17 protein-coding genes, 1 tRNA gene and 1 other RNA gene are annotated in these 17,560 nt (G+C 71.6%); 12 read left to right on the forward strand and 7 right to left on the reverse strand.

Annotation, left to right across the window (positions count from 1 at the left end; all coding sequences use genetic code 11):
• Nucleotides 1-52 precede the first annotated feature (52 nt).
• From L3i22_RS07355 to L3i22_RS07370, 4 genes are all read left to right on the forward strand, one after another.
• On the forward strand, nucleotides 53-2,326 hold the full coding sequence (locus L3i22_RS07355) for a transketolase C-terminal domain-containing protein (protein WP_221326224.1): 2,274 nt from the start codon (nucleotides 53-55) through the stop codon (nucleotides 2,324-2,326).
• Nucleotides 2,327-2,434: 108 nt separating this feature from the next.
• Complete coding sequence (locus L3i22_RS07360) at nucleotides 2,435-2,869, forward strand: DUF3052 domain-containing protein (RefSeq protein ID WP_221326225.1); 435 nt, start codon at nucleotides 2,435-2,437, stop codon at nucleotides 2,867-2,869.
• 127 nt (nucleotides 2,870-2,996) lie between these two features.
• On the forward strand, nucleotides 2,997-3,461 hold the full coding sequence (locus tag L3i22_RS07365; RefSeq protein ID WP_221326226.1) for a peroxiredoxin: 465 nt from the start codon (nucleotides 2,997-2,999) through the stop codon (nucleotides 3,459-3,461).
• Between the two features lie 113 nt (nucleotides 3,462-3,574).
• Nucleotides 3,575-3,649: transfer RNA gene (locus tag L3i22_RS07370), tRNA-Val, on the forward strand.
• 451 nt (nucleotides 3,650-4,100) lie between these two features.
• On the opposite strand, the gene L3i22_RS07375 is transcribed toward L3i22_RS07370, so the two are convergent.
• Together L3i22_RS07375 and L3i22_RS07380 are read right to left on the reverse strand one after the other, a co-directional pair.
• Nucleotides 4,101-4,592: a hypothetical protein gene (locus L3i22_RS07375; protein WP_221326227.1), complete on the reverse strand. Its 492-nt coding sequence runs from the start codon at nucleotides 4,590-4,592 to the stop codon at nucleotides 4,101-4,103.
• Nucleotides 4,593-4,639: 47 nt separating this feature from the next.
• Nucleotides 4,640-5,185, reverse strand: a complete 546-nt coding sequence (locus tag L3i22_RS07380; RefSeq protein ID WP_255658023.1) for a DUF402 domain-containing protein — start codon at nucleotides 5,183-5,185, stop codon at nucleotides 4,640-4,642.
• Between the two features lie 169 nt (nucleotides 5,186-5,354).
• Between L3i22_RS07380 and L3i22_RS07385 the strand changes: the two genes are divergently transcribed.
• Nucleotides 5,355-6,194, forward strand: a complete 840-nt coding sequence (locus tag L3i22_RS07385; protein WP_221326228.1) for a hypothetical protein — start codon at nucleotides 5,355-5,357, stop codon at nucleotides 6,192-6,194.
• Between the two features lie 150 nt (nucleotides 6,195-6,344).
• On the opposite strand, the gene L3i22_RS07390 is transcribed toward L3i22_RS07385, so the two are convergent.
• Nucleotides 6,345-6,998 carry a bifunctional DNA primase/polymerase gene (locus L3i22_RS07390; protein ID WP_221326229.1) on the reverse strand — a complete coding sequence of 218 codons (654 nt, stop codon included), beginning with the start codon at nucleotides 6,996-6,998 and terminating at the stop codon, nucleotides 6,345-6,347.
• A gap of 221 nt (nucleotides 6,999-7,219) precedes the next feature.
• Between L3i22_RS07390 and L3i22_RS07395 the strand changes: the two genes are divergently transcribed.
• From L3i22_RS07395 to L3i22_RS07420, 6 genes are all read left to right on the forward strand, one after another.
• Nucleotides 7,220-8,446, forward strand: coding sequence for a helix-turn-helix domain-containing protein (locus L3i22_RS07395; RefSeq protein ID WP_221326230.1), 1,227 nt, complete (start codon nucleotides 7,220-7,222; stop codon nucleotides 8,444-8,446).
• Between the two features lie 13 nt (nucleotides 8,447-8,459).
• Complete coding sequence (locus tag L3i22_RS07400) at nucleotides 8,460-9,047, forward strand: flavoprotein (RefSeq protein ID WP_221326231.1); 588 nt, start codon at nucleotides 8,460-8,462, stop codon at nucleotides 9,045-9,047.
• Nucleotides 9,048-9,110: 63 nt separating this feature from the next.
• On the forward strand, nucleotides 9,111-9,962 hold the full coding sequence (locus tag L3i22_RS07405; protein WP_221326232.1) for a Nif3-like dinuclear metal center hexameric protein: 852 nt from the start codon (nucleotides 9,111-9,113) through the stop codon (nucleotides 9,960-9,962).
• Nucleotides 9,959-10,693 (forward strand): zinc ribbon domain-containing protein, encoded by a 735-nt coding sequence (locus L3i22_RS07410; protein ID WP_221326233.1) that lies wholly within the window; start codon nucleotides 9,959-9,961, stop codon nucleotides 10,691-10,693. Before L3i22_RS07405 ends, L3i22_RS07410 begins: the two co-directional genes overlap by 4 nt.
• Complete coding sequence (locus tag L3i22_RS07415) at nucleotides 10,690-11,805, forward strand: bifunctional RNase H/acid phosphatase (RefSeq protein ID WP_221326234.1); 1,116 nt, start codon at nucleotides 10,690-10,692, stop codon at nucleotides 11,803-11,805. The genes L3i22_RS07410 and L3i22_RS07415 overlap by 4 nt, the downstream gene beginning before the upstream one ends.
• An 81-nt stretch (nucleotides 11,806-11,886) precedes the next feature.
• The gene (locus L3i22_RS07420; RefSeq protein ID WP_221326235.1) at nucleotides 11,887-13,173 is read left to right on the forward strand and encodes a glycoside hydrolase family 18 protein; all 1,287 of its coding nucleotides are present in this window, start codon (nucleotides 11,887-11,889) and stop codon (nucleotides 13,171-13,173) included.
• An 87-nt stretch (nucleotides 13,174-13,260) separates the two neighbouring features.
• Here the strand turns inward: L3i22_RS07420 and L3i22_RS07425 are convergent, their stop codons facing one another.
• The 4 genes from L3i22_RS07425 to rnpB all read right to left on the reverse strand — a co-directional run bounded on the left by L3i22_RS07425 (nucleotide 13,261) and on the right by rnpB (nucleotide 16,650).
• Nucleotides 13,261-13,995: a hypothetical protein gene (locus tag L3i22_RS07425; RefSeq protein WP_255658024.1), complete on the reverse strand. Its 735-nt coding sequence runs from the start codon at nucleotides 13,993-13,995 to the stop codon at nucleotides 13,261-13,263.
• Between the two features lie 221 nt (nucleotides 13,996-14,216).
• The gene (mctP, locus tag L3i22_RS07430; RefSeq protein WP_221326236.1) at nucleotides 14,217-15,863 is read right to left on the reverse strand and encodes a monocarboxylate uptake permease MctP; all 1,647 of its coding nucleotides are present in this window, start codon (nucleotides 15,861-15,863) and stop codon (nucleotides 14,217-14,219) included.
• On the reverse strand, nucleotides 15,860-16,090 hold the full coding sequence (locus tag L3i22_RS07435; RefSeq protein WP_221326237.1) for a DUF3311 domain-containing protein: 231 nt from the start codon (nucleotides 16,088-16,090) through the stop codon (nucleotides 15,860-15,862). The genes mctP and L3i22_RS07435 overlap by 4 nt, the downstream gene beginning before the upstream one ends.
• Nucleotides 16,091-16,243: 153 nt before the next feature.
• Nucleotides 16,244-16,650, reverse strand: an RNA gene (rnpB, locus tag L3i22_RS07440) — RNase P RNA component class A.
• A 100-nt stretch (nucleotides 16,651-16,750) separates the two neighbouring features.
• Between rnpB and L3i22_RS07445 the strand changes: the two genes are divergently transcribed.
• Nucleotides 16,751-17,515 carry a sulfite exporter TauE/SafE family protein gene (locus L3i22_RS07445; protein WP_221326238.1) on the forward strand — a complete coding sequence of 255 codons (765 nt, stop codon included), beginning with the start codon at nucleotides 16,751-16,753 and terminating at the stop codon, nucleotides 17,513-17,515.
• Nucleotides 17,516-17,560 lie beyond the last annotated feature (45 nt).

Consider the following 17,560-nt stretch of genomic DNA (forward strand, 5'->3'; position numbering starts at 1 on the left):
ATTCGGACATTCCACCATCGGTACGGGGGGTCCCGCTGGAAGATCGACATCAATGATCGGAATCCGGTGGGTGGCAGGGCTCGCCCCGGTCCGCGATGCTGACTTCGTGACCACCCCGCAAAACCTCGACGAGCGGTTCCGCGATGCGGTCTCGGCCCTGCGGATCCCGGAGCACCGGCGCGCCCCCGGCGACCCGGTCCGCGACGGGACCACGCTGACCGGCGCCCGTGCCCTGGAGCTCTTCGACGCCCAACTGACCAGCCGTCACCTCGATCTCGCCGCGCGCTGGCTGCGCAGCTTCAACGAGGGCTTCCACACCGTCGGCTCGGCCGGCCACGAGGGGAACGCCGCCGTCGCCGCCGCGCTGCGCGGCGACGATCCGGCGCTGCCGCACGACCGGGCCGGGGCGTTCTACTGCGCCCGGGCCGGCCAGTCCGCCCGGGAGAACCGCGTGCAGCGGCTCGAGGAGGCCGCCCGGGACATCCTGCGCGGCATCGTGGCCTCGGTCCGCGATCCGATCAGCGGCGGCCGGGACAAGGTCTTCGGCAACGCCGAGCTGCATCTGGTCCCGGTGATCTCGACGCCGGCGGGTCACCTGCCGCGCGCGGTCGGGCTGGCGTACGGACTGAGCCACTCGCCCGACCCGCGCTGGCCCTCCGACGCGATCGTCGCGGCCGGCTTCGGCGACGACGGGGTCGACCAGCCCGGGGCGACCGCGGCCCTGCACGCCGCCGGCTGGCACGACCGGGCCGACCAGCGGATCCCGCTGCTGCTGATCTGCGAGGACGACGCGCCCGGCGGGCCGGCCCCGGACGGCTGGGTGGCCGCGGTGCTCCGCGGACGGCCGGGGGTGCGGTACTCGTACGCGGACGGGTGTGATCTCGCCGCCACCTACGACGCGGCGGTCGAGGCGGCGGAGTACGTCCGCCGCGAGCGCCGTCCCGCGGTCCTGCACCTGGGCACGATCCGGCTGCTGGAGGATCCCGGCGACCCGGAGACCGGCCCGGAGCTGGACCGCGACCCGCTGGTCGGCACCGCCCGCCTCCTGGTCGAGGCCGGCCTGCTCGGCCCGGACGACGTGATCACCCGCTACGACGAGGTCGGCTGGCAGGTCCGCAAGGCCGCCGAGGAGGTGCTCGGCGAGCCGAAACTGGCCACCGTCGGGGAGATCGTGGCCTCGCTCGCCCCGCGCCGGCCGCTGCGGGTCGCGCACGCCATCGCCGACGCGGCGAGCCGGGCCACCGGGCCGGCCGCGGCGAACCGCTCCCGGGTCTTCGGCGGGAGCCTGCCCGAGCAGGCCGGGGCGATGACCCTGGCGCAGACCGTCAACGCCACCCTCACCGACGCCCTGGCCGCCCGCCCGCATCTGCGGATCTTCGGCCCGGGCACCACCCGTGGCGGGCGCCACGGGGTCACCGCCGGGCTGCGCGAGCGCGGCGGCGACCGGGTCTTCGACACCCTGGCCGACGCCACCAGCGTGCTCGGACTGGCCCTCGGCGCCGGGCTGGCCGGCCTGCTCCCGGTGCCCGAGCTGCCCGGCCTGGCCGCCCTGCACAGCGGCGAGGACCAGCTGCGGGTGGAGGCGGCCACCATGTCGTTCCTCTCCTCCGGGGCCTACCGCAACCCGATGGTGCTGCGGATCCCGGCGCTCGCCGACCCGTACGGCCTGGGCGGTCCGCTGGCCAACGACAACTCGGTCGCCGTGCTCCGCGACGTGCCCGGGCTGGTCGTCGCGGTCCCGGCCCGGGCGCAGGACGCGGCGCCGATGCTGCGCACCTGCCTGGCCGCCGCCGAGGTGGACGGGAGCGTCTGCGTCTTCCTCGAGCCGGCCGCGCTGTATCAGACGAGGGACCTCTATCAGCAAGGCGACAACGAGTGGCTGGCGGCCTATCCGGGCCCCGACCGATGGGCCGGCGAGCACGCTCCGATCGGCCGTGCGCGGATCTACACCCTGGGCACGGCGCAGGACCTCACCATCGTCACGTACGGTGGCGGGGTGCGGATGTCCCTGCGGGTTGCGGCCCGGCTCGCCGCCGACGGGTACGGCACCCGGGTGGTCGATCTACGATGGCTCAACCCGTTACCCGTCGCTGACCTGGTGCGCGAGTCCCTGGCCACCGGCCGGGTGCTCATCGTCGACGAGACCCGTCGCTCCGGCGGCGTCGGCGAGGGCGTGCTGGCGGCGCTCGTCGACGGGGCTTTCGTCGGCTCGGCCCGCCGGGTGGCGGCCGCCGACGCACCGGTTCCACTGGGACCGGCCGCTCAGCACGTGCTGGTGGGAGAGGATGCCATCACACAGGGTGCCCAGGCACTACTGGCACGGTAAATTGCCACACACTCGGTGCGCCACTTGCGCGCGCGCCCCGGAGTGTGTGGACTACCCCCAAGTTCCGGTACTTTTTCAAGGCATTTCACGGCTAGGAGGATTTGGACAGTGAGCGCGACCGCGGGTCAGGCCGACGGCGTACGCAGCCTGGCGGACCGGTTCGGCTTCGAGCCGAGCATGGTGGTCATGGAGATGGGCTACGACGACGATGTCGACGAAGAGCTCCGTGACGCCCTGACCGAACGCGTCGGTGATTTGGTCGACGAGGACACCGACGAGGTCGTCGATGCGGTGCTGTTGTGGTACCGCGACGGCGACGGTGATCTGTTCGAGCTGCTCACCGACGCACTTGGCCCCCTCGCCGACAACGGTGTGGTGTGGTTGCTGACCCCGAAAGCCGGGCGTGACGGGCACGTCGAACCGAGCGAGATCAGTGAGTCGGCACCCACCGCCGGCCTGCAGCAGACCTCGACGGTGAACGCCGGCAAGGACTGGACCGGGGCTCGGCTGGTCTCTCCGCGAGGCGCCGCCAAGAAGAAGTAGCTCGCCGCCCTCCCCGCTTCTGGTCGGCGTCCTCCTGGGCGCCGACCATCCGGCATGACCATGTCCGTCCCCATCGGGCACGCGGGGCTGCGGCCTGGCTTGCCGGGGCGGCCTCTAGGCTGGGCGGATGCCGATCGAGGTGGGCGTGCCGGCGCCGGATTTCCTGCTCAAGGATCAGAACAACCAGGAGGTACGCCTCAGCGGCTTCCACAGCCGCAAGGCGGTCCTGCTGGTGTTCTATCCGCTGGCGTTCAGCCGGCGCTGCCACGGCGAGCTGACCGAGATCCAGGAACGCCGGGCCGACTACGTCAACGATCGGGTGCAGGTGCTGACGGTCAGCGTGGACTCGGTCTACGGCCACAAGGTCTGGGCCGAGCAGGAGGGCTTCGACTTCCCCCTGCTCGCCGACTTCTGGCCGCACGGGGCGGTGGCCCGCGCCTACGGCGTCTTCGACGAGGAGACCGGCATCGCCAACCGCGGCACGTTCCTGATCGGCGCGGACGGCATGATCCGCTTCGCCGAGATGACCGGCCCGGGCGAGACCCGCGACCAGTCCGGCTGGCGCGCCGCCCTCGCCACCCTGACCCCCTGACCCACAACCAGCCCGCCCTGGCTCCTGGCTGGCGTCCCGGCTGTGATCTGCGGCGCACTCGGGCCGCGAGCCGTGGCAGGGTAAGATGACCACTCCGGCGCTTAGCCGCAGCCGGGCGCGTAGCTCAGTGGGAGAGCACCCGCCTTACAAGCGGGGGGTCGTAGGTTCGAAACCTACCGCGCCCACCACCTTCGACACCCCCAGTCCGTGGATTGCCCGGACCTTGGCGGTCGTCATGCCTGTCCACAATGCGCTGCCGTGATCCGTTCCGCGCGGTCCGGATGCGAGCACCCGGAGTCTGTTGAGGGCCGCGAGTCGTCAGCCGGGCCGAGCCGCCGGCCAAAGCCGTCGGCGGCGCGGGCCGGGAGCGCAAGCGGCGGCCGAAAGCGACGAGCCAAAGCCGCGGGCGGTGGCCGGAAGCGGCGGGCGGTGGCCGGAAGCGGCGGGCGGTGGCCGGAAGCGGCGGGCCGGGAGCGGCGGGCCGGGAGCGCGGGCAGCGGCCGGAAACGGTGGGCCGGGAGCGGCGGGCGGCGGGCCGGGACCGGCGGGCAGCGACGGGCCGGGGCCACGGGTGGCGGGGCGGGAGTGCGGGTGGTGGGGCGGTGGGTCGATGCCGGACCGGCCCACCGCCGCCGCTGGTCAGGGGCTTTCCGGTGGGTCGGTCCGGGGTGGCCGCCACCGGCCGCCGGGCGGGATCTCGCCGAGGTGCTCCAGTCGGGCCCGGATGCCGCCGGTGGTGCGGCCGAGCTCGGTGGCCAGCTCGGCCTGGGCGGCGCCCGCGGCATAGCGCGCGCGGAGCCGCTCGTCGTCGGCCGGGGCCCAGCGGGCGCCCCGGTTGGGCGCGCGGCCCCGCTCGGCGGGTGGCCGGGCCGGGCTGGGATGCGGGGTGCCGGTCATCGCGATCAGGCCGGCCAGGGTGGAGGCGAGCACGTCGGTCAGCCCGGCCAGGTCACCCGGGGCGAGGCTGCCGCTGATCTCGCTCACCACCTGGCCGTCCCCGTCGCTGCTCACGATGCAGAGGTCGAGTCGCTGATCCTCGGTGGGGAAGACGGTGACCTGATAATCCGTCTCGCCGAGCAGGAGGCGGCGGTCGAGGGTGATCGGGGAGTCGCGGAGCGCTGTGTCGGTCATGGGGACGACGCTAGGGCCACCCTCTGACAGTTTTCCGGGCGTGCCGATCAGCGGAGCCGGGGCCATCGGTGGGCCGGGCCGGTGGCGCGGGCCAGCCACTCGCGGTATCGCCCGGCGAACGGCTCGGCGCCGCCGGTCAGCGCGGCGTGCAGCTCGGTGACCGCCCCGGTGGCCGCGGCCACCACCTCGGCCGGATAGCCGAAGCGCACGGTGTGCGCGGCGAACTCGTCCTCGTCGTCGATCACCACCCGGCCGCCGGCCCGCATCCGGATCACGTCGAGGTCCAGGTCGACCACGGTGAACTCGGCCGGCCTGGTCCGCCGGGCCGGGGTGATCACGTCACAGTAGATCTCCGAGCGGCTCGGCTCGGCCGAGAACATCGCCATCCACCAGGCGTCCCGGGGGATCAGCCGGACCGAGTCGGAGCTGGTCCAGGACATCCGCCGCAGGCCGTAGCTGTAGCGCACCAGGGTGCCGCGCGGGGTGCCGATCCAGGTGCCGAACTCGTCCTCGCCGAGCAGGCGGCCGGTGACCCGGCGGTGCGGGCGGCCGTCGTACTTGCGCAACACCAGGTCGACCGCGTCCACGCCCACCGGGCCGACCTTAACGCAACGCGCAAGCAACCGAGCGCGGCTCAACTCGCCCGCGTGGCGCCCGATCTCTGATCCTGTCGGCGAGGAACAACTCGCGACGGGCGGGTCCGGCCGGTGTCCCCTCGGCGGTTCGGGCCCGCCCGGACGACCAGGACGGCGAGGGAGCCCGGTGACCACGGATCTGTACATCGGCGCTGACGCGGAGAAGGTCGTGGTCTCGGCGCACCGGGTGCGTACCCGGACCGGGCGAGCGCGCTACCGCCGTACCGGAGCAATGATCGAAGCCGTGACCGAACCGCCTTCCGGGCGCACCCGCGAGGTTCGGCTGGCGTATGCCGGCCGCCTCGCCCTCCCTCTTCTTCTCGCCTCCGCGATCCTCGCCGCCACCGGCCTGACCTGGTGGTTCCCGGCGGCCGTGAGCGCCGGCCTGATCACCTGGACCTGGCGGCGGCAGGCCCGCGCCGCCCAGCCGGCGGTGTTCGCCACGCCGCGCGACGACGAGGCCCGGGTGCTCTGGACCGAACCGGAGCGCGCGGCGCTGACCCGGGCCGTCGCGGTCTCCTACCGGGTCCGCCGGACCTGGCCGGCGCTGGGTGGCATGGTCGACCCGTCGCTCGCCGACCACTCGCTGACCCGCGCCCTGGACGAGTTGGCCACGCTGCTGGCCCGGCGTCAGGAGCTGCGCCGGGTGCGGGCCGGCCTGGAGTCGACCCGGGACGCCGACATCCCGGCGGACAGCCCGGCCCGGATCGCCGCGGACCTCCAGCGGGAGCGGGCCGACGAGCTCTGGGCGGAGACCGGGGCGGCCGCGAACCGGATCGTCCGGGCGATCGACGCGGCGGCCCGGACCGGCGAGAGCTTCATCCGGGAGCAGCAGGTGGCCGCGACCGCCCGGCACGCCGAGCGGTCACTGGCCCGGGTCGGCGGGGCGCCGGCCGCGGAGAGCGGACCGGAACTGGCCGATCGCACCGAAGCGGTGATCACGGCGTACCGGGAACTCGGGGCCTGATTTTTTTCATTCATCAGCGTCATCCCTTCGGGGGACTCGCTCCTTGCCGGGGTCCGGGCTACCTTGTCGGATGACATGTGTTCCCGTGCACACGCCCGGCAACCGGCCGCCGGCAGCGACGAGGCGGCCGGCGGCAAACGTCTGTCCGATTCAGGCTGCCCGGCGTGCGGTGGAGAGCTGACGCGGCACGACCGGCTTCCGGGGCGCCCGGCTCGCCGAGCGGGCCAGCAGCTCCTGCACCCGCTCGGGGTCGGGCAGGGCCCAGTCCACCTGACCGGGCGCGATCGCCCAGCGGACCGGGCCCTCGGCCATCCGGCTCGGCGGTGCCGGGATCCACGATCCGGGCCCGTGGCGGACCACGTCCAGGCGCAGGTCGAGCTCAGCCCGGAGCGGGCGGCCGGGCCGGACCAGGAACATCCATCGACCGGCCGCGGTGACCGCGACCGGCCCGGCCACGCCGTTCGCCCGGTCGGCGGCCGGGCGACCCAGTACGGCCGGCACCTCCAGCACGTCGAAGGCGTCGCCGGTGGTGAGCAGCACGTTGTGCGGCCGGCGCCGCCACCAACCGGTCATCCGGCCGGGCTCGGTGGTGGCCGACTCGGCGAGGGAGTCGACGGCCGGATGGCAACCGGTGATCGGGCACCCGGGGCGACCGCAGTCGAACCGGGAGCCGGCGAGGAACGATCCGGGCGCCACCGCCCAGCCGTGCTCGGCGTAAGCCAGTGCGGCGCGGCGCAGGCGCACCCGGTCGAGTCGATCGAGAAGCGACGGTGGGACGAACGGCTGACGGTTGGTCCACTGCATAGCCCAACTCCCCCGGATTCGAGAGGCCCGGCCGTATCCCATCGAGGAGAGTCTCGTTGGGCCGGTCAGATCCACCCTTTGCAACTTGCAAGAAAACTACGAGCATCGGTGAGCAGGCGATCACACACGCTGTGCGATCTGTGCGCACGTGAGCGGTTGACACTGCAGGTCACCGGATGGCTCACCGGCGGAAGGGCCGCCGGGTGAGTGGGGGAGGCACCGTGGACGAGCTGCCGATCGGCCGCCGCGTCGCCTACTGGCGAGGCAGGCGAAAGATGTCCCAGCAGGTCTTCGCAGACCGGCTGGGCAAGAGCAAGAGCTGGGTCGACAAGGTGGAGCGCGGGGTCCGCCGGCTTGACAAGTTCTCAGTGGTGTACGACATCGCGGACGTGCTCCAGGTCGATGTCCAGCTGTTGCTGGGCAAAGAGGTGGAGCGCAAGCCGGAGACGCAGAACTGCATCGACCAGGTTGAGGTCGAGGAGATTCGTGCGGCCCTGGAGCGATATGACCAGATGAGCGCGTTTTTCCAGGCTGTGCCGCAATCGCCGCCGCTCGCGGAGATGCACAAAGCGGTCAGTCACGCGTGGCTCACCTACCAGCACGCGAAATACGGCGCACTGGCCCGGGCCCTGCCCAAGCTGCTGCGCGACGCCCAGGCGGCGGACAGCGCGCACGCCAACAGCGACCAGGCCTCGAAGGCCGCGCACCTGCTGGGGCAGGTCTACCAGATCGCCTCCTCGGCGCTGCGGAAAGTCGGCGAGCACGAGCTCTCCTGGCTGGCCGCGGACCGATCGATCGCGGTCTCCCAGCGGGCCGGCGACCAGCTCCTCGCCGGGCTGGCCAGTTACCGGGTGGGCAGCGCGCTGCTGGCCCTCGGCCGGGTCCGCCCGTCCCTCGAGGTCAACGTCAACATCGCGAACCGGCTCGCGCCCGGGCCGTCCCGGCCCGAGGCCGAACAGCTCTCGGTGTACGGCATGCTGCTGCTCAACGGGGCGATGTCGGCCTCCCGGATCGGGGACAGCGCCACCGTCCGCGATCTGCTCAGCGGCGCCGAGCAGGCGTCGATCGAGCTGGGCGGCGACTTCAACCACTACTGGACCTCCTTCGGGCCGACCAACGTCCAGCTGCACCGCTGTGCCACCGCGGTGGAGCTCGGCGACGGGCGGACCGCGGTGGAGACCCACGAGCGGATGGACAAGGTCGGGTTCAACGCCCTGCTGCCCGAGCGGCGGGCGCACCACTACCTGGACATCGCGCGCGGCTACACACAGATCGGCGACGTGGAGAAGGCCGGCGAGATGCTGCTGGAGGGCGACCGGCTCGCTCCCTCGGAGATCCGCTGCCGCCCGCTCGCCCACGAAGTCCTTTCCGACGTGCTCCGCCGGACGCGGGGTACGCCGCCGGCTCCGATCGCGGAGCTGGCCGAACAGATGGGAGTCGGCGTATGAGGTGGGTACGCGCGTGATTACCGGTAACCCCTCATCCGGTGTGCTGTACGTCCTCGTGTGCGGCTCACCCATGGCCCGGGACGTCGGGATCCTCGTCACCCTCGCGCAGAACGAGGGCTGGGAGGTCTGCGTGATCACCACGCCGGACGGTCGCAAGTTCGTCGACGTGGCGGCCCTGCAGGCCCAGACCGGACATCCGGTGCGTACCTACTACAAGAGCCCCGGCGACCCCGACGTGCTGCCACCCGCGGACGCGATGATCGTCGCGCCGGCCACCGTCAACACGGTCAACAAGTGGGCCGCCGGGATCACCGACACGCTGGTGCTCGGTCTCCTGGTGGAGGGGTACGGGTACGGCGTGCCGACCGCCGTCGTCCCGTACACGAACAAGGTGATGGCTCTGCACCCCGCGTTGCACGAGAGCCTCGCCAAGCTGCGGGACTGGGGGGTGCACGTCCTCTACGGGGAGGACGTGTGCCGGCTCGGCGGGCCGGGGCAGACCGACCGGTTCCGCGGGCAGTTCCCGTGGCGCCGCGCGCTGCAGGCGGTGAGCAACCCGATCGCAGCGGCGAGCCGAGTCGAGCCTGGGGCGGTTTCCTAGGGAGATAGAGTTTGCGGTCGTGACGGACTGCAGCAGGTGGCGACGAACCGATGAGGTGCGGCCATGACGGGCCCGTCGCCCACCCCGACCGTCCGCCAGATGGTGGACGCGCTGGACGCACGCTACCCGCGGAGCTGGGCGGAGTCCTGGGACCGGGTCGGCCTGGTGCTCGGTGAGTTCGAGCACGCCGTGTCCCGCGTCCTCTGCGTGGTCGACTGCGTGCCGGAGACCGTCGACCAGGCACTCGCCATCGGCGCCGACCTGATCGTCGCCCACCACCCACTGCTTCTCAAGCCGGTGTCGTCGATCGCCCCGGACACGTTCAAGGGGCGGATCGTGCACCGGCTGATCCGTGCCGAGGTGGCGCTCTACACCGCGCACACCAACGCGGACGTCGCCGACCCCGGCGTCTCCGACGCGCTCGCCGCGCGACTCGGCCTGACCGGGCTGCGCCCGCTGGTGCCCGCCGAGGGCCCGGCCGCCGGCGCGGGCCGTGGCGCGGGCCGGATCGGTGAGCTGGCCGAGCCGCTCACCCTGGCCCGCCTGACCGCGTTCGCGGCGGAGCGACTGCCGGCCACCTCGGCCGGGGTGCGGGCCGCGGGGGATCCGGGGCGGGTGATCCGTACGATGGCGGTCTGCGGCGGCGCGGGCGACTCCTTCCTGGCCGACGCGGCGCGTGCCGGGGTCGACGCGTATCTTTGCGCGGACCTGCGGCATCACCCAGCCGGTGAGCATCTCGCCAACGACGGCCCGGCGCTGCTCGACGCCGCGCACTGGGCGACCGAGCGACCCTGGCTGGACGAGGTGGCGGCCTGGCTGCGTGCGCAGTTCCCCGTCGATGTGGTGGTGTCCGACCTGGACACGGATCCCTGGACCGTTCATTCCGCCTCTGCGCAGAAGGAGAACCACTCGTGAAGGCCGCCCCGCAAGCCCAGCGTCGCCTGCTCGACCTGCAGGCCGTCGACACCGCGCTGGCGCAGCTCGCGCACCGCCGCCGGAATCTGCCCGAGCTCGCCGAGATCGAGAAGGTGGCCCGCGAGATCTCCGCGCTGGAGGACGAGCGGGTCCGCGCCCAGGTCGCCGTCGACGACCTGGACCGGGACATCTCCCGGTTCGAGAAGGACATCGAGCAGGTTCGCCAGCGCAAGACCAAGGACCAGCAGCAGCTGGCCGCGGGCGGCTCGGTGAAGCAGGTCGAGGGCCTGCAGCACGAGATGGCCACGCTGAACCGGCGGCAGTCCGAGCTGGAGGACGCCGAGCTGGAGCTGATGGAGCAGCGCGAGGCCGCGGTGGCGTCGCTGGCCGACGTGCAGACCCGGATCGTCACGGCCGGCGTGCGGCGCGACGAGGCCGAGCGCCGCCGCGACGAGGCGAACGCGGACATCACCAAGGAGCAGGAGTTCAAGTCGGCGTCCCGCGGCCCGCTCGCCGCGGACCTGCCGGGTGAGCTGGTCACGCTGTACGACAAGATCCGTACCGAGACCGGGATGGGCGCCGCGCTCGTCTACGCCGGCCGCTGCGGCGCGTGCCGCATCGAGCTGTACGGCGCCGACCTGAACCGGGTGAAGTCCGCCCCGGCCGACGACGTCGTGCGCTGCGAGGAGTGCCGCCGGATCATGATCCGGACCGCGGAGTCGGGCCTGTGAGCGGTGACCTGCGGGTCGTCGTCGAGGCGGACGGCGGCTCGCGGGGCAACCCGGGCCCGGCGGGCTACGGCGCGGTGGTCAAGGACACCGACGGCGAGGTGCTGCTCGAGCGGTACGCCGCCCTCGGCACCACCACGAACAACGTCGCGGAGTACTCCGGCCTGATCGCCGGCCTGCGCGCGGCCGCCGAGCTGAACGCCACCCGGGTCGACGTCCGGATGGACTCCAAGCTGGTGATCGAGCAGATGTCCGGCCGCTGGCAGATCAAGAACCCGGGCCTGCGCCCGCTCGCCGCCGAGGCGGCCGGCCTGGTCACCAAGTTCCAGGCGGTCACCTTCGACTGGATCCCGCGGGAGCGCAACACCGACGCCGACGCCCTGGCGAACCGGGCGATGGACGAGGCCACCGGCAAGGTGCCGCGGAGCTCGGCGGGTTCGGCGCCGGCCGGGATCGCGGTGCCGAAGCCGCGCTCCTGGGCGCCGCCGTCGCTGGACAACGCGACCCGGCTGATCCTGGTCCGGCACGGCTCGACCGCGATGACCACGCAGGGCCGCTACTCGGGTCGCGGCGACGTGCCGCTCACCGACGAGGGCGAGGCGCAGGCGATGGCCGCGGCCGGCCGGGTGGCCGGGCTGTCCCGGGACGTCGGCGCCGTGCTGACCTCGCCGCTGATCCGCTGCGTGCGGACCGCCGAGCTGATCGCCGCCGAGGTGGGCGGGGTGCCGGTGACGGTCATGGACGACCTGATCGAGTGCGACTTCGGGCTCTGGGAGGCGAAGACCTTCGCCGAGGTGCAGGAGGGCTGGCCCCGGGAGATGTCGGCGTGGCTGGAGTCGACCAGCGTGGCGCCGCCGCAGGGGGAGTCGTTCAAGACGGTCGCGAAGCGGGTGCGCGGCGCGATGGCGAAGATTCTCCAGGCGTACCCGGGTCAGGTCGTCGTGGTGGTCTCGCACGTCTCGCCGATCAAGCTGATCCTGCGGGACGCGCTCGCCGCCGGTGACGCGTTCCTGCATCGCCTCTTTCTGGACGCAGCGGGCGTATCCACCATGGACATCTGGCCGGACGGCAACATCGCGGTCCGTTCGGTCAACGAGACTGCCCATCTTCGATAGAAGATATTGACCCTCCCGGGGCGGGACGTTTAGTTTCCTCGATTAGGAAACTTTCTTCACCGTTTCGCTCCTGGGGGGCTCATGAACGGTTTCACCCGCGGTTTCGTCGCGGCCGCCGCGGCCGTGACGGCCGTCGTGGCCGGCGCGCCCGCGCCCGCCTCTGCTTCGGTCACCAGCAACTATGTAAAAGTTGGATATTTCACGCAGTGGGGCATCTACGGCCGGGACTTCCAGCTGGCCAAGGTGCAGAAGTCCGGCGCCGCGGCCCGGCTCACCCACCTCAACTACGCGTTCGGCCCGGTCACCGCGGACGGCGTCTGCGCCTCCGCCGACCCGTGGGCCGACTGGCAGACCCCGTTCTCCGACGCGAACAGTGTGGACGGCGTCGGTGACGTCGCCGGCCAGCCGATCGCCGGCAACCTCAACCAGCTCGCCGAGCTCAAGAAGAAGAACCCGAAGTTGCGGGTGCTGATCTCGCTCGGCGGCTGGAGCGGCTCGGCGTACTTCTCGGACGCGGCCCTGACCGACGCCTCCCGCAAGAAGCTCGTCTCGTCCTGCGTGGACCTCTGGATCAAGGGCAACCTGACCGGCCTGGCCGACGGGGTGGGCGCCGGCATCTTCGACGGCGTCGACCTGGACTGGGAGTGGCCCGGCTCGGACGGCAACGCCGGCAACGTGATCCGGCCCGCGGACAAGCAGAACTTCACGCTGCTCGCCGCCGAGTTCCGCGCCCAGCTCGACAAGCTCGGCAGGACGAACCGCCGGCACTACGACCTGACCGCGTTCCTCCCGGCCGCGCCCGCGAAGATCGCCGCCGGCTTCGAGGTCTCCAAGATCTTCAAGTACCTCGACTTCGGCACCCTCCAGGGCTACGACTACCACGGCACCTGGGAGGCGAAGACCAACCAGCAGTCCGCCCTGCGCGTCCCGGCCGGCGCTCCCGACAACCCGGACTTCTCCGTCGAGAACACGGTCAACGCGTGGCTCGGTGGCGGCGCCCCGCGCCAGAAGCTGGTCCTCGGCCTGCCCTACTACGGCCAGGGCTGGACCGGCGTGACCGGCACCGGCAACGGCCTCTTCCAGCCCGCCGCGGGCCCGGCGCCCGGCGTCTTCGCGGCCGGCACCGAGGACTGGAAGACGCTGAAGACGCTTCCGGCACAGGGCTACACGGTGCACCGGGATCTGCGGAACGGGCACGCCTGGCTCTTCGACGGCAACACCTTCTGGACGTACGACGATCCGGCCGTCCTGCTGCAGAAGACCCTCTACATCCGGAGTCGCGGCCTGGGCGGCGCGATGATGTGGTCCCTCGACGGCGACGACGAGAACGCCACCCTCACCAAGACGGTCTCGCTCGGCCTCTTCTGACCGATCCGGATCAGTTCCGTCACGGAGCCCGGCCCCCGGGGATCACCTCGGGAGCCGGGCTCTCGCGTGTCTGCCGGCCCCCGGGGATCAGCGCCGCACCCGGACCTGCTGCGTCACCTCGGGGTGCTGCGGATAGGCGCCCTGCTGATACGGCTGAGCCGCGAAGAAGCCGTCCAGCTCGGCCTGCTCCAGGACGTCCTTCGACGCGCGCTCGCGAGCCTTCTCGGCGGCCTTCGCGGCCCGCGACCGGGCGACGTCCTCGGCGGCCCGGGCGGCCTGGTTGGCCCGCCGGGTGGCGGCCGCCTTCATGGCCCGCTGCCGGGCCACGTCCGGGTCGAGACGGCGGGCCGGGCGGATGTCGGCGGTCGCCTCGACCTCCCGGGCCTCGATCGCGGCGAAGTCCGGGCGGATCTTGGCGGCCACCCATTCGACGCCCGCGACCAGGCCGACCACCAGCGAGAAGATGATGCGCAGGCCGAGCGGCCCGGGAGCGGCGAAGTTCACCGCCGCGGAGATGCTGACCACCACGACGAGGACCTTGAGGGCGGCCTTCCGCGCGTCCTGGGCCATCCCGGCGGTCTGGCTGATCGTCAGCATGGACAGCATCGCCAGATCAAAAACGGCCGGCACGATCCATGCGAACAGGCCGGCGCCGAGGCTCACCAGGTAGTGACCCTGATGCAGGTAGCTGGCGGCGAGCGCGCCCATCAGAATCCCGTTGTTGGCGCGCTTGATCGTCCGGATCGCTTTCAGCATGCCCGGCACCGCGCCCTTGGCGTACTCGGTGGCGAACTGCTGAGTCAGCGTCATCTGCGCCGGCAACGCGAACCTCCTCCACTCACACGGAGACGCGAGGAACCCTCGGAGAACAGGCCCGACGCTACCGGAGGATCGGGCGAATGGGGGCAAGGTTCGCATCGGACCGCAAGGTCCGCTATAAAAATCAAAACCCGACTTGTGTACGGCGTGAGCACGCGCGCGCCGTGCCCCGGTCAGGGGCACGGCGCTCCGTACGTACCACATCGTCCTTTGATCTAAAGCGGTCAGGTAGAGGAAACCGTGCCCACCGCCGTGGTGTTCTCCCGGACGATGCGCGGGTCGTCCTCGTCGGCGAAGTAGTCGGACGGCTCGGTCCCGTCCACGCCCTCCGGCGTCTTCATCGCCCGCAGCACGACTGTCACGAGGACCGCGACCAGCAGATTCACCAGGACCGCGACGAACCCGACGTAGATCGTCTTCTTGGTGTCGAAGCCGAACTCGGAGAGCGCGAACGCCGAGCCGCCGAAGTGCTTGCGGCCGGTGGCCGCGTTCGGGATCTGCCAGAGCATCCAGAACGCCAGGATCATCCCGGCCGCCCAGCCGGCGATCAGCGCGCCCCGGTGCAGCCAGCGGCCGTAGAGGCCGAGGATCACCGACGGCGCGGTCTGCAGGATGATCACGCCACCGATCAGCTGCAGGTCGATCGAGAACTGCGGGTCCAGGAAGACGATGAACGCCACCGCGCCGATCTTGACCACCAGCGAGGTGATCTTGGCGACGCTCGCCTCCTGAGCCGGGGTGGCGTCCCGCTTCAGGTACTCCTTGTAGATGTTGCGGGTGAACAGGTTGGCCGCGGCGATCGACATGATCGCGGCCGGGACCAGCGCCCCGATGCCGATCGCGGCGAACGCCACGCCGGCGAACCAGGCCGGGAAGTGCAGATCGAACAGCAGCGGCACCACGGTGTTGCTGTCCACGCTGCCGGCCTTCGCGCCGGGCAGCGGCTTCACCCCGGCCGCGATCGCCATGTAGCCGAGCAGCGCGATCAGGCCGAGCAGGAAGCTGTAGGCCGGCAGCGCCGACATGTTCCGCTTGATCACGTTGCGATTTTTGCTGGCCAGCACCCCGGTGATGCTGTGCGGGTAGAGGAACAGCGCGAGCGCCGAGCCGAGCGCCAGGGTGAAGTACTGCACCTGGTTGTTGGCGTTCAGCAGGATCCCGTCACCGGGCGCCGGCGAGGCCTGGAACTTCTTGTCCGCCGCCTCGAAGATCGCACCCCAGCCCCCGAGCTTGTACGGCAGGTACAGCACCGCCACCAGGATCACGATGTAGATCAGCGTGTCCTTGACGAACGCGATCAGCGCCGGCGCCCGGAGACCGGACTGGTACGTGTACGCCGCCAGGATCGCGAACGCGATGATGATCGGCAGATGCCGGGCGATCGGGCTGTCCCCGGTCACGCCCATCGTCTTGAGCACCGCCTCGATGCCCACCAACTGCAGCGCGATGTACGGCATCGTCGCCACGATCCCGGTGATCGCGACCAGCAGGGCGAGCGTCGGCGAGTCGTACCGGGTCCGCACGAAGTCGGCCGGCGTCACGAACCCGTGCCGGTGCGACACCGACCAGAGCCGGATCAGGATCAGGAAGAACAACGGATAGATCACCACGGTGTACGGCACGGCGAAGAACCCGGCCGCGCCGGCGCCGAAGATCAGCGCGGGAACGGCGACGAAGGTGTACGCCGTGTACAGGTCCCCGCCGACCAGGAACCAGGTGATCCAGCCGCCGAAGCTGCGCCCGCCCAGCCCCCACTCGTCCAGGTGGGCCATGTCCTGCGGCGCCCGCCACCGCGCCGCGACGAACCCCATCCCACTGACCAGCAGAAACAGGAACGAAAAGACAACGATCTCAGTAATGTGCTCGCTCATGGCCGCCCCCGCTTCCGGGTCATCCGGTAGACCAGCGAGGTCGTGGCGACGCCGAGCAGGATGAAGGCGAACTGCAGCCAGTAGAAGAGCGGGAAGCCGGCGAGCCGGGGCTCGTCGAAGTTGTACAGGAACGTCAGCAACGGCACCACGATCGGCACCAGGAGCAACCAGTTCCAGGGACTGCTATCGGTACGTGGTGGTGTCGTCGGTGATTCGGGCTCCGCCATGATCCGCCTCCCGGTAGCGAGACAGCGTGTGTGGTCTCCGTCACGCTAACGAGACACCGGGTTCATTGGCGATCAAAGTGCGCCGAACGGGCCGGAAGGTGCGCCGAACGGCCGTTCAGGCCTTTTCCGGCAGCTCTCGGGCCCCGAGGGTGACGGACGAGTCGGCCTGTACGCCGGATTCTGTGGCCGGGACCCGAGGGTCCGCGGTGGCGGCCATCCATCTCGGCCTGCCGTTGCCGACAGGCTCATGCGGCCTACCCGCAGGATCGGGCGAGCAGCCCTCGAACCCTGCGCCGGCCACGGCCTCGCGGCCGCGACCTTGCTTGGCCTTGCTCCGGGTGGGGTTTACCGAGCCACCCCGGTCACCCGGGGTGCTGGTGAGCTCTTACCTCACCGTTTCACCCTTACCGGTGCACGCCGAAGCGTGCGCCGGCGGTCTGTTTTCTGTGGCACTTTCCCGCGGGTCGCCCCGGGTTGCCGTTAACAACCACCCTGCTCTGCGGAGTCCGGACGTTCCTCGGCGGTGCGCGAGGCACCGACGCGGCCGCCCAGCCGACTCGTCCGTCGCCGACATCCTACGTCCCGGCCGGTGGCGTACCCCGTACCCGGGCCGGGTTTTGATCTTGTGGGGTGGACCGGGGGGATAGGGTCGCTCGCATCATGGATCTTTCGCATGTTCTTCTGCTGGTGGTGGCCGGGGTGGCCGCCGGTGGGGTGAACGCGATCGCCGGGGGCGGGTCGCTGATCACCTTTCCGAGTCTGATCGCCACCGGGTTGCCGTCGGTGGACGCCAACGTGACCAACTCGGTCTCCGTCTTCCCGGGGTACGTGTCCAGCGTTGCCGGCAGCCGGGCCGACCTCGCGGGGCAGGGCGGCCGGGTCCGGGCGGTCCTGCCGGTCGCGGTGCTCGGCAGCGTCGCCGGGTGCGCGCTGCTGCTCGCGACGCCCGGGCGGGTGTTCGAGGTGATCGTGCCGTTCCTGGTGCTGGGGGCGGCCGCGACGCTGGCCTTCCAGGAGCGGCTCCGTGGCCTGGTGGGACATCCCCGGGCGATGTCACCGCGGCGGGCGGCGGTCACCCTGCAGGTGGTGGTGCTGATCGGGGCGGTGTACGGCGGATACTTCGGGGCCGCGCTCGGGGTGATGTACGTCGCGGCGCTGGCGCTCATCCTGGACGAGCCGCTGAAGCGGATCAACGCGTTGAAGAACGTGCTGTCGGCGACCGTCGGGCTGATGACGGTGCTGGTCTTCGCGTTCTTCGCGAACGTGCACTGGGCCGCGGTGGGGGTGCTGGCGCCGGCCACGGTGGTCGGGGGCTACGCCGGGGCGCGGCTGGCGCGGCGGCTGCCGGCGCGGGTGCTGCGCTACGTGATCGTGAGCTTCGGCACGGCGATCGGCCTGGTGCTGCTGTACCGGGCATTCGTCTGACGAAACGCCCGGGAGTGGTCCGAAAGCGCTCATCTCACAAGATCG

The organism is Actinoplanes sp. L3-i22 (assembly GCF_019704555.1).
Classification (GTDB): Bacteria; Actinomycetota; Actinomycetes; order Mycobacteriales; family Micromonosporaceae; genus Actinoplanes.